General features: G+C 58.8%; 13 protein-coding genes. 2 read left to right on the forward strand and 11 right to left on the reverse strand.

Annotated features, from left to right (window positions below):
• Window positions 1–743: 743 nt before the first annotated feature.
• From GKZ67_RS24045 to GKZ67_RS20980, 6 genes are all read right to left on the reverse strand, one after another.
• Window positions 744–992, reverse strand: coding sequence for an integrase core domain-containing protein (locus tag GKZ67_RS24045; RefSeq protein WP_254245314.1), 249 nt, complete (start codon window positions 990–992; stop codon window positions 744–746).
• A complete protein-coding gene (locus GKZ67_RS24050) occupies window positions 908–1192 on the reverse strand; it encodes a hypothetical protein (protein WP_254245315.1) in 285 nt (94 codons plus the stop codon). The genes GKZ67_RS24045 and GKZ67_RS24050 overlap by 85 nt, the downstream gene beginning before the upstream one ends.
• A complete protein-coding gene (locus GKZ67_RS20965) occupies window positions 1168–1878 on the reverse strand; it encodes an IS3 family transposase (protein WP_173247284.1) in 711 nt (236 codons plus the stop codon). Before GKZ67_RS20965 ends, GKZ67_RS24050 begins: the two co-directional genes overlap by 25 nt.
• A gap of 236 nt (window positions 1879–2114) precedes the next feature.
• The gene (locus GKZ67_RS20970; RefSeq protein ID WP_173247287.1) at window positions 2115–3158 is read right to left on the reverse strand and encodes a hypothetical protein; all 1044 of its coding nucleotides are present in this window, start codon (window positions 3156–3158) and stop codon (window positions 2115–2117) included.
• Between the two features lie 14 nt (window positions 3159–3172).
• Window positions 3173–3952, reverse strand: a complete 780-nt coding sequence (locus GKZ67_RS20975; protein ID WP_173247290.1) for a tyrosine-type recombinase/integrase — start codon at window positions 3950–3952, stop codon at window positions 3173–3175.
• 246 nt (window positions 3953–4198) lie between these two features.
• Window positions 4199–4561, reverse strand: a complete 363-nt coding sequence (locus GKZ67_RS20980) for an XRE family transcriptional regulator (RefSeq protein ID WP_173247293.1) — start codon at window positions 4559–4561, stop codon at window positions 4199–4201.
• A 456-nt stretch (window positions 4562–5017) separates the two neighbouring features.
• On the opposite strand from GKZ67_RS20980, the gene GKZ67_RS20985 reads away from it, so the two are divergent.
• Together GKZ67_RS20985 and GKZ67_RS20990 are read left to right on the forward strand one after the other, a co-directional pair.
• Window positions 5018–5920: a hypothetical protein gene (locus GKZ67_RS20985; protein WP_173247295.1), complete on the forward strand. Its 903-nt coding sequence runs from the start codon at window positions 5018–5020 to the stop codon at window positions 5918–5920.
• The gene (locus tag GKZ67_RS20990) at window positions 5920–6678 is read left to right on the forward strand and encodes a hypothetical protein (protein WP_173247298.1); all 759 of its coding nucleotides are present in this window, start codon (window positions 5920–5922) and stop codon (window positions 6676–6678) included. Before GKZ67_RS20985 ends, GKZ67_RS20990 begins: the two co-directional genes overlap by 1 nt.
• A 185-nt stretch (window positions 6679–6863) precedes the next feature.
• On the opposite strand, the gene GKZ67_RS20995 is transcribed toward GKZ67_RS20990, so the two are convergent.
• The 5 genes from GKZ67_RS20995 to traM form a co-directional block, all read right to left on the reverse strand.
• On the reverse strand, window positions 6864–7214 hold the full coding sequence (locus GKZ67_RS20995) for a helix-turn-helix domain-containing protein (protein WP_173247301.1): 351 nt from the start codon (window positions 7212–7214) through the stop codon (window positions 6864–6866).
• A 49-nt stretch (window positions 7215–7263) separates the two neighbouring features.
• Window positions 7264–7575: a type II toxin-antitoxin system HigB family toxin gene (locus GKZ67_RS21000; RefSeq protein ID WP_262889657.1), complete on the reverse strand. Its 312-nt coding sequence runs from the start codon at window positions 7573–7575 to the stop codon at window positions 7264–7266.
• A gap of 139 nt (window positions 7576–7714) precedes the next feature.
• Complete coding sequence (locus tag GKZ67_RS21005) at window positions 7715–8026, reverse strand: hypothetical protein (protein WP_173247307.1); 312 nt, start codon at window positions 8024–8026, stop codon at window positions 7715–7717.
• Between the two features lie 115 nt (window positions 8027–8141).
• Window positions 8142–9293 carry a conjugative transposon protein TraN gene (gene traN / locus GKZ67_RS21010; protein WP_173247310.1) on the reverse strand — a complete coding sequence of 384 codons (1152 nt, stop codon included), beginning with the start codon at window positions 9291–9293 and terminating at the stop codon, window positions 8142–8144.
• Between the two features lie 10 nt (window positions 9294–9303).
• Entirely contained in the window at window positions 9304–10485 is a 1182-nt protein-coding gene (gene traM / locus GKZ67_RS21015) for a conjugative transposon protein TraM (protein ID WP_173247312.1), read from the reverse strand.
• Between the last annotated feature and the right edge of the window lie 5 nt (window positions 10486–10490).

The following is a 10490-nucleotide window of genomic DNA, read 5'->3' on the forward strand; positions in this document are numbered from 1 at the left end:
ATTCGGGGTGCGCTAGGGCATCGTTGCCTGGCACCTTTAACCAAGCTTCGATATCTTCTCGCTTGACCCCGCTTCGGGCCAGCGCTGGTTCATTGAGCACAGGATGGTAATATTCTTCGTATGCTGCGTAGCGTATGCCTCGGGGTTCAGTGTCAGAGCTGAATTCGAAGAAGGGCTGCGGGGGACCAATGCCACGGCAACGACTCTCCACCACGTAGCCATCGTGCGGATACACTTGCAGCGCGTAGAGAATGGCTGTCGGAGAAATAACCTGAGCTATTACCGGCGCGGGGGCTAGCTGGGGATTAACTGGCATTGCTTTGCAACTTAGGGAAGGAGTAACTCAGCTATTTCATATGGGTTAGCCTCCTCAATGAACTCCAAGCTGGCGTAGGGAGTCCAGCGGATTCGGAATTCATAATCATCTTTACACAGCTGATAGAACGCCTGTTGAGTCAAGGATTGATAGCCCACCCGTTCCACGCTGTGATTAAAATCATATACCAACTGCCGCCAGGGTACCAGCACCTCGGGGACGGTATGCCTGTCCGGCCAGGGTGCGTAGTTCGTCGGTAAAGGAGGCTCAGCGTAGGTAATAGGTTCATGCTCATTACCCATCATCCACTGCAAAGAATGCCGACTGGCTAAGGTTTGAAAATATCTTCGGCTTTCTGCCTGCATCGCAAACTCGTACTGTACTACTCCCCAAAAACTGGACAGCTTGGCGGGGCTTGTTAAGTATTTCAGGAATGCTTGAATGAGGGAGTAGTCGTGTACACCTGGGCCGGGGTGCTGCCGGCCAGGCTTTGGTGGGGGCGCTGGTGGTTGTAGTAGGCAAAGTACGCCTGCAATTGGCGGTAAAGCTGGTGCCCGTCGTCGGCCGGGTTCAGGTAGATGTGCTCCCACTTCACGGTGCGCCAGAGGCGCTCGATGAAGGCGTTGTCGGTGGCCCGGCCCCGCCCGTCGCGGCTAATGCGGCAGCCGGCCTGCAACAGGGCCTGCTCGTAGGCCGGGCAGGTAAACTGGCTGCCCTGGTCGGAGTTGAAGATGTACGGGCCGGGGCCTGGCGCAGGGCTTCGGCTAACGCGCTCAGGCAGAAGTCCACGGCCAGCGTGTTGCTCAGCTCCCAGCTCAGCACGTAGCGCGAGTGCCAGTCGAGCACGGCCGTCAGATACAGAAAGCCCTGCGCCATCGGTACATAGGTGATGTCGGTACTCCACACTTCGTTGGGGCCGTGGCTGGCCGCTCGCGCAACAGGTAGGGATAAGGCGTAGCGCCCTGGCCGGGCACGGTGAGCCGGGGCTGGGGATAGACCGGCTCGTGGCCCATCAGGCGCACGAGCCGGCGCACCCGCTTTTCATTGACCAGGTAGCCGGCCAGGCGCAGGTGCTGGGTCAGGCCGCGCACGCCCTTGAAGTTGTGGCGCGTAAACTCCTCGTCGAGCAAGCGCATCAGTTTCAGGTTCAGTTCACTCTCGCCTTTGGGTTGGTAGTAATAGCTGCTGCGGGCCAGCCCCAGGGCCTGGCAGCGGGCCGTCACGGAGTGGCCCGCCGGGTCGGGGGCCTGCGCCAGTTGGCGCTGCTGGGCGGTGCTCATCGGGGCTGCGTTTTTTTTAGCAGCGCGTTCTCCATCTGCAACCGGCCGATGGCGGCGTAGAGCGGCTCCATGTCGGGCGGGCGGCAGCCGGGGTGGGACTGTCGGGGGCAAAGACCTGGGCAGCCTGCTCGCGCAACTGCTGCTTCCAGCGCGTGATTTGGGCTGGGGCCAGCTGGTAGCGGCTGGCCAACTCGGCCAGGGCTGGCGCTCGGTGAGCGCGGCCAGGGCAACTTCAGCTTTGAACTCGGCCGTGTAGCGGCGGCGGGTGCGTTTGGGACTCATGGCGTTGACTAAGGTAGCCCGCCTGTCCTGTCCAACTTTTGGGGAGTACTACATACCAAGGACGTTGATGCACCATAAAGGCTTGCTTCCGTTCGTGATAAGCCTGGGCGTAGACTTGTTCAAAATAGATGTCGTTGGCTATTGCGTTGACTACTTCTACCTCATTTCTCATAGTGCAGACGTTGGCAGGCGTTGAAGTACGAAATTAAGCAGGGTGAATCCCGGGAGCGCGCGAGCTACTTATACGATTCATAGCCGGGGATTTTATGCCGATTTGTGTATTCATACAAGCAGATGACGGACTTGCGCTCGGCCCCGTAGCCCCGGAAGTGAGCACAACGAAGGCAATCTGCATCGACGTTGGAGTATAGTTGCCCATCGAAGCTGCGACGCGGGTCCGGGCACCCCAATACCTGGCGGGCGGTGCCATACCTTTTTCCTTTAAAAGTGATGGGCTTAATTTGGGTGGCATAAAATTCCTTGCGCTGCTGTTGCCGCTGGCGCTCTCGCTCCTCTTCTTGTTGCTCGTGCAGCAGCTCGGCGTGCCAGGCTGCAAAGAGTGGCCGGGCAGCTTCTAGGTAGTGGGCGTGGCGAGCAGCTACCTTGGCATCCAGCCGGGCATTGTACGCCCATCGCTTGCGGTCAATCTGATTAATGAGCAGGTCGGTCAGTGCATCGCTGCTTAGCTCCCGACTGACTTTGCTCAAATCAATTTCTACCGTTGAGATGCCTAGCCGCTTGATTTTCTCCTGTTTGGCTTCATCTATGAAGTGAGTAGCTGCCACTTCCACAAGCAGAGGCCCTGCTTCTGTTTCTAAGATAATATCTGGAATAATATCGCCTGTTCGGTGTTCCAGCAGTACCTGGTTGATTCTCACGTACCGGGCGTCAAATGCGTATTCGCAGTCTAGGTCAAGCCGGTTTTCCACGGCCTGCTGATAGGATGCTGCATCGTAAGCGAAACTGCTGAAATAGGCCTGCTTATCAAAGTGGTCTGCGTGAAAGCCAATAATGCCCGCTGCCCCCGGTAGGCGAAAGGTCTGCTGTTGTAGAAATACTTCCTTCGCGGCAAGGTGCAGGGCCGTTTGTAAACCCGTTGCACATTCCGGCGCTTGATAATGAGCAAAGTGAGCTGTCTTGACCTTACCCTGATTGCGAGCAACTAACCGTGCCCCACATCCAGGGCAAACGCAGGCACAGGCGAGGCCGTTAGGTACGTCCTTTATGTGAAGGAGCTGGTTGCCTTGTAAGCCGTAAGGCAGCTTCAATATTGAGGCCATATAATCAAGGAGTGCTACAGGCCTAATGACCGCCCCGCATTATACTTAATAATGTTATCCAGCCGGGTGTAGCGACTAATCATGGCATCGGTTTTCTGCTTAGTCTGATTCTTAATGAAGTCGTTGCTTTGCCCGGCTAGCTTGGCGGTGGTGATAAACGCCACCCGCAGAGAGTGCGCGGAGTATTTCGCGCCCAGGTGCTCTTTCACCAGTAGGTTCACGCGCCGGTCGGCTAGGCGCTTGTCGGTGGGCTTGCCCGGCTCGCCCGGCCGGCCCCGCTTCAGCGACACAAACAGCGGCCCCTGTTTGCGGCCCGCGAGCAGCGCTACCCACGCTTTGTATGCCTCAATCGGGCAATAGGCCAGGTTCTCGGCGTAGAAAATGACTTTCTGCTCGATGTCGCCCGCTTGGTTAGCCTTGCTTTTGGGGAGCGTTACTACCAATACCTCGTCGGCCGCGTCGTGTACCATTTCTATATGCTCCAGGTTGAGGCCTACGAGTTCGGAGCGCCGGAAAGCCCCTGCGAAACCGAGTAGCAGCAGCGCCCGCGCCCGCAGCCCATCCGGGCGCGAGAGGTCGAGCCGGTCGATGGTGCGCTTGAGGTGCGGTACCGAGAAGGCTGGGGCCTGCTTCTGCTTTTTGCCGATTTCCCGCGCCACGCCTTTGCGTAGCACGTCCAGCGCCGGCTCGTTGATGGCCGAAGGCATTCCGAGCAACTGGTGGTTTTTTTCGATGGCGGCCAGGTGCCGGTTGATAGTGGCCAGCTTGCGGCCCACGTCGGCCAGATGCGCCACGTAGCCGGCCAGCGTTTCCAGGGCAGCGGGCCAGGGGCCAACTGGTGCATTTCGCAGTAGGTTTCGTAGATGCGTAAGTCGGATGAGTAGGCCAAGCGCGTGTTATCCGAGCCTTCGAGGCCGCGCAGCAGATACCGCTCAACGTTGGGAGCCACGCGGCTGGCTAGGTCGGCGGCCAGCGCTAGCGCTGGCCGGTTGGCAGCGGCCACGGTCAGGCCTTTTTCTCCCTTTTGTTCTTTTGGCGGCTTATTCATGAATAGCCAGGTGGGCGTAGGTTGCTTTGACCATAATCGCCAGGACGTTGGCCATCGCCGGCTCCAACCGGGCATCGGAGCGTAGTAGCCGGGCCACCGTTGCCGCCGTAGTTTCGGCCGGGGCTGTTGTCTCCTTAGTATAGAGTAGTCGGGCCGGGGACACGGCCAGCCAGTTGCAGAAATGCAGGAACACCGGCAGGTCGGGTACGTGCTGCTGCTCGACCCGGAGCAGCGTGCCCGTGCTGACTGGCCCAGTAGTCTTGCTAATCTCCTCGGCTACCTCGCGCAATGTTTGGCTGCCGCGCTTGGCGCGGACCAGCGAAGCCAAAAACTGGGTATCGACTTGGTACAGCATTTTGCAATTGTAAAAATATCGTCTGCCAGCGGTGTTTTTGCAATTGCAAAAGAATGCGCTGCTGGTGCCGTAAAGATAGACAGAGTTTAGGGCCGATAAGTAAACATTATGGTTCCTAAAGTCTAAAAAGGAGCGGGGCGGCACACCTGATAACTCTAGGCCGCGAACACGGCGAAGCTTCGCATTATTTCTGCCGTTCGCTTTTTCACCCAATCCATTTTGTGATGAAACGCAACTTTCTAACACTCCTACTCCTCGGTACAAGTCTTGCCTCGCCAGATGACCTGTTTAACGGGTTACTATTTTTTGGTGTTCTAGTTGGTGGAACAAGGTCCCAACTCCGGTGGCCCTCCCTTAGCCTATGAAACGACAGCTTCTCGTTGAATTTGATGACTTATTTAAGGGCCTGCGCAGCCTATTGCCGACTACCTGAGCGGCATTAACCGACTTGACCGCTTGCAGTGCGTCTCGCACCTGCTTGGCTACCTAAGCCATACGCCAGCTACCAAGCGGGACTACGTGACGGACATGCAGCAATTTTTCGGGCCGCAGCATAATGAGCTTTTCGCCAACCAGGTCTACCAGCAGACGCAGGCTTTGGCGCGCCGTGTCGAGTCCAAGCTCAATTTCCTGCATCCGAAAACGGTGCTTCAGCTTTACAGCCTGTGCTTCGAACTGCCTGACGAGCCGACCAGGCAGACCGAGCCCGAGTTGGAATGCAGCCTGTTTGTGGCCTGCCTGGTGCTGAATGAGTCCTACATCAGGGAGCAGTACCAGGCCATGACCGTGGCCCGCCAGCTGCTGCCGACGCAGCCGCTGGCCGCTGCCGCGCTGGCCGGCACGTTCTCCGATTTCGAACTGGTGAACCACCGCCTGCACCACATTGCGATGCTGCAATTAATAAAGTCGGTGCGGCTGTTCGAGTTTTTAGAGGCGGAAGCTCGCTTTGCGCCCCTGCTGCAAGCCTTTGTGCAGCGGTTCAACTGCCAGAATTGGCAGGAGTACTTCCGCCAGCTAAGCGGCGTAATCAAGCCCGTTACGCAGGCGGAAACCGCTGGCCGAATTGCGGTAGAGGTGCCCGTCAGGCCTGATTACGTGTCGGCGTGCGCCTTTCTGCGGCATTTCACGCTGCCTGAAGGGCAGCCGCTGGATATGGCCGACTTCACCAGCTTACGGGCAACTCCGCTGTGCGAGGAATCGCCCGGCACCTTCGTGCTGGTGTACCCGGTGCTGGTGCTGGAAGCCTTGCACAAGGGGCTGTACTTTCAATTTAATCTGGCCAACCGGTCCCTACCAAAGGGCAGCGGGAGCCCGATTGGCGCTCGGTGTACTGCGACCTGTTTTCTGAGCAGTACCTAATGTATTTGCTGCTGGATGCCACCTTTCAGGGCCGAGGGTTGGCGCTGAGTGGCCGGGCCATCTTCGAAGGCTGGCAGTTAAAAGGGCAGGCCGAGCCGGACTACTATTTCCGCCACGATAATCGGGCCGTGCTTTTTGAGTCGAAGGACGTGCTGGTGCACAAGGATGCCAAAGCCGGCCGCGACTTTGCTACCTACCTGGACGAGGTAAAGAAGAAGTTTTACGAAGACGAAAACCAGCACCCCAAGGCGGCGAAGCAGTTGGCGGGCAACGTGGCGCGCCTGTTGCGCCACCAGCTGCCTTTCGATACCGACTTTGACCCGGCCGAGTTGGTAATTTACCCGGTGTTGGTGGTGCACGACCGGCTCTACAACCAGCCCGGCCTGAACGTGGTCGTCAACGACTGGTTTCAGGAGGAGTTGGCCCAACTGGCGCAGCAGGGGTTACCGGTGCACAACGTGCGCCCGCTGATTATCATAGACGTGGATACGCTCCTGGCCTACCACGAGGACTTCCGTGATGGGCGGCTGGTGTTCGAAGACATGCTGGAAGAATACGTGGCCTACCTGCGTGCCCCGGCCTGGGCCGGCATCAGCGCAGCCGAGGACGAGCAGCGGCAGATGCAGAGTGTTCATCCTTTCGCCTTATTTCTAGAGAACTACGCGGAAAAGCGCGATATGCTGGGCATCCCGAAGGAGATGCTCTATCAGATTCTGCCCATCATTAACCGGGAAGTGGACGACCAGCCAGGGCAGTAGTTTCAGCCGGAAATTATGCAGGTTAGAATTGCGTCTGCACGAACTCGTGGGCGTAGGCTTTCACCTGGTCACGCACGCTTCGGAACAGGTCCATAGGCGCTGCGGGTAGCCGAGCTGCTGGCCGTGCCCGTGCAAACGGTGCTGGCGGCGGCCCTGGCCGACGCGCAGGTGGCCGGGACTGCTGGCTAGGCGTGCATCAAGACAAACTCAGCGGGAATGTTCAGCTTGGTGTACAGGCGGCGGCCCAGGTCCATGTTGACGGCGCGCTTGCCGTTGAGCACTTCGCTCAGGCGGCTGTTCGTAATGCCCAGCAGCTGCGCCAGCTCCTGCTTTTTCAGGCGGTGCTCGAACATGTAGCGCTCGATTCGAAAAATGAGCGAGTCCGGCCGCACTGGGGCATGGCCGTGGCTGTCTTCGTAGGCCTCTAGGGCCTGGCCCAGCGCTTCCATTTCGGGTAGGCTAGCGGGGTTATTGCTATCAAGGGCTTCCAAGCGGCTCATACTAGCCCGGTACTCTGCCTCGGTTTGGATAGTCATAGTATACAGTTTTAGAGTTTTACAGTTGGTTGGGAGACGACTCCCAGGCTCAGAGGTTCGCGATGTCGGTGATGCGGTCATACTCCGCGTGCGTACCAATGAAACGGACAAAAATCTGGCCGGTGAATTCTGGCAGGCGCGAGTAGTTAATCTTAACAATCAGGCGGTAGCGGTTGCGCAGCAGGTTAAAAACCCAGCGGTTGTTCCCGACGTGGGTAGCGCTGGGGTCATAGGCTTTTATTTCGGCCGCATTGGTCCAATTCGCGGCTTTCATATCATCGTAGAGTTCCCAAATGGCATTTGCTACGTCCAGGTGTTCTATCGCATATCTTCTTAATTCTTGCTTGGTTAGTACATTCATAATTAGTCTGTTATCTCATAAATACGCTAGCTCATAATTGGCTGTTTGGTGGCTAACAACCCAAAGGTAAATTAAATTTACCAAAAGCGAAAATTATTCACTTAAAACGAAAATATGGGCATTTGCTTCGGCGCTCAGCCTAGCCAGGTCGGGCCAGCGTCGAGGTGGCGAACATATCTACCCAGCGCACATACTCTTTCGCTGAAAGTCGATGCACCAGGTAATCGGGCAGACTCAAGCCCCGCGCCGTGAGTACCCATTCTTGAAAAGAAGGCAAGCCAGTTGCCCAGCAATGTGCCCAGCCGGCGTGGTACAGGCCCGGCCGCGAAGCCAGCGGCTGCGCATCGACCCAGCCGACAAACTCCTCATCGGTGGGCACCAGCCCGAGGGCGAGCGCCTGGCGCAGGTAGTCTTGGGCCAGCGCGTCCATCCGTTGGGTGAAATCCTGCATATAAAAGCGGTTTCTGGAAAATGAAAATGCCTGGCCATTAATGACCAGGCATTAGAAATAGGGTTTTGAACCGGGTGCCGATACCAAGTTTGGCCCAGCGTATCCGGCCGGGCGCTTAGTTAAAAGTTCGCGCCTTTAGCAGGTCCGAGTTGGCAAGCTTGAGCTTGATATTGCGTCCGCCACCTTTCTCATACAGCTCGATTATCAGCTGCTTTTGCTCGGGGATGGTGAACTTCTTGAAGATGTAGACCTGCTGCAACTTGCCCTGGGCATCTATCTTTTTCTTGGCCCCGTTGTAAACGTAAATGGGGTTAATCTCAATGGCTTGCTCGGCCGTGCGCTTGGCCACCTGCTTGTCCTGAATGTAGAATTTGACAAAGTCCACGTCGTAGGTCACGTTCGACTTGTTGGCGACGTGCAGCGGAAAAAACAGCGTCTCCTGCTGGTAGCCCACCGCCCCGGCGCGCAGGCTGAGCTGGTTGGCGCTTTCGCTGGCCGACGTGCCGCCCCGCGCCAGCGCCTGCACCGAGTAGGCATCCAGGCTCCCTTGGGGGATAGGCGAGTTGGAGAGGATAGCGCCGCCCGTCGCGGCGGTAGCCTGGTCTTCGCCCGCGGCCCCGCCGGCCGCGCCCATGTCAAAGCTGAGCACCTTGGGGTCGTGCTGGTAGTTGACCAGGAACATGTACAGCTTACCGCCCGAGGTCAAGACCGTCATGTTGGCTTCGGGGAAGGCGCTGCTGGCGGCTTTCACCCGCACGATATTTTCAGCGCCGGTGGCCTTCGCGGCGATGATGCCGGGGTTGCCCAGGTCCACGTAGGTGACCGGGTAGGGAAAAACCAGGTGAGTAGTCTTCTGGTCGCTGACGTAGAGCGGCGTCACGGGCAGCTTGCTCGCCTCCCCGTTCGCGCCCAGGTCGAGGCCGAGCAGCTTGGGGCTGCGCTGGTAGTTGACCACGAACGTGTAGAGCTTACCCCCGGTGGTCAGCACCGTCATGTTGGTTTCGCCGAAGCCAGAGCCGGCCGCCTTCACCCGCACGATGTTTTCGGAGCCGGTGGCTTTGGCCGCGATGATGCCCGAGCTACCCAGGTCCACATAGGTGACGGGCTGCGGAAAGACCAGGTGGGTGGTTTTCAGGTCGCTCACATACAGGTTGATGGTCGGCAGCTTATTCGCTTCGGTAACGTTGGCTACTTTCTGAGCTACTGCGTGGGTAGGCCGGAGAGCAGCGAATGCGAGGGCCAGGGCCAGGCAGGAGGTGGTTTTCATAATTCTGAGGTTAGTCCTTATCGACTTTAAGCATGATGTTGTAGCCCGCTTTCAGCCGCACTTTCACGAGGCGAATCTTCTTCTGACCGAGGCTCTTCACGGCGTTGACGGCTACCCCGGCGGCGGCCGTGGTGGGGTCGCCGCTCATGGTCATCATGTCGGCCGCGCCCATCGCGTCGGCCCCGGCCTGCTTCGAGGCATCCCGCGTAATAGCGCCCGGAATGTGCAGGCCTTCCAGCCCGTCCACATCGTACACTTCCAGCGAGGCCGGGAAGATGTTGTTGCCCGATTTGAGGGTTTCGATGGTGATGGTGAGGCGCTCGCCGGCTAGCGCGCACTTGCCGTAGATGAAGGTGTTGGCAGCCAGCCGGTGGCCATTGACCACGGCCGCGTCGGTGAGGCGCATCTTCACCAGCGAGCCGCTGACTACTTCCTGCGATTCGTGAATGACGGCCGCCAGCGTGTTGGCCCCCATCCCCGACGTGCTCCCATCATCCAGCCCCTGGAAGGAGGCCGTGCGCTTCTTGCCCGTGCCATTGGAGCCAAGGTGCGAGACAATCGCATCCTCATCAACCATCAACGCCCTGGTGGTGGGCTTCTTCTTGACGACCGCCGGCTTACTCACCGTCACGGCCGAGCCGCCCGCGCTGGCCGTGGCCATCGACTGAGCGTTGATGCGCTCCAGGCTAGCCTGGGTGCGGGCCTCGTCCAGCTCACGCAGATGCTGCGCCCGCATCAGTTCCATCTGCTGCTCGGGCGAAAGGGCCGACACCCCGCCGGGGGCTACCTGCCCGCTCGACTGCTGGGCCGCCTGCACCGTAGCCAGCTGCTTTTGCGCCGCCAGCACCGCCGCATCGCTGGAAGCCGTGGCCGGCTGGCCGCTGGTGGCCACGCCATAGGCCAGGCCCCCCGCTTTGGTCGTGTCCACCTTGCCATTTACCAGGTCGCGGTTGCGCAGCGAATCAACCGGCGCAGCGTAGGCCGCCAGCTTGCTGCTGGTGATGGTGGAGGTACCCGCTTTGGGCAAATCCATATTGATGCCGGCCTGCACCGGGGCCGCGCCGGAGGCCACCGCGCCCTTGCCGCCATCACCCAGCCAGAACATAGCCGCCATAAATGGCACTCCCACAACCGGAATGAATGTGGCCATCTTGCGCGTCCGGTAGAACTGCGCGTCTTTGGTAGTAGCCATAGTGC

Origin of the sequence: Hymenobacter sp. BRD67 (assembly GCF_013256425.1) — a bacterium.
Lineage (GTDB): Bacteria > Bacteroidota > Bacteroidia > Cytophagales > Hymenobacteraceae > Hymenobacter.

Coding starts and splice junctions, on each gene's coding strand:
- GKZ67_RS24050 (WP_254245315.1), bottom strand. CDS start 1,192: ATGGCGCAGGGCTTTCTGTATCTGACGGCCGTGCTCGACTGGCACTCG.
- GKZ67_RS20965 (WP_173247284.1), bottom strand. CDS start 1,878: ATGAGTCCCAAACGCACCCGCCGCCGCTACACGGCCGAGTTCAAAGCT.
- GKZ67_RS20970 (WP_173247287.1), bottom strand. CDS start 3,158: ATGGCCTCAATATTGAAGCTGCCTTACGGCTTACAAGGCAACCAGCTC.
- GKZ67_RS20980 (WP_173247293.1), bottom strand. CDS start 4,561: ATGCTGTACCAAGTCGATACCCAGTTTTTGGCTTCGCTGGTCCGCGCC.
- GKZ67_RS20990 (WP_173247298.1), top strand. CDS start 5,920: ATGTATTTGCTGCTGGATGCCACCTTTCAGGGCCGAGGGTTGGCGCTG.
- GKZ67_RS20995 (WP_173247301.1), bottom strand. CDS start 7,214: ATGACTATCCAAACCGAGGCAGAGTACCGGGCTAGTATGAGCCGCTTG.
- GKZ67_RS21000 (WP_262889657.1), bottom strand. CDS start 7,575: ATGAATGTACTAACCAAGCAAGAATTAAGAAGATATGCGATAGAACAC.
- GKZ67_RS21005 (WP_173247307.1), bottom strand. CDS start 8,026: ATGCAGGATTTCACCCAACGGATGGACGCGCTGGCCCAAGACTACCTG.
- traN (WP_173247310.1), bottom strand. CDS start 9,293: ATGAAAACCACCTCCTGCCTGGCCCTGGCCCTCGCATTCGCTGCTCTC.
- traM (WP_173247312.1), bottom strand. CDS start 10,485: ATGGCTACTACCAAAGACGCGCAGTTCTACCGGACGCGCAAGATGGCC.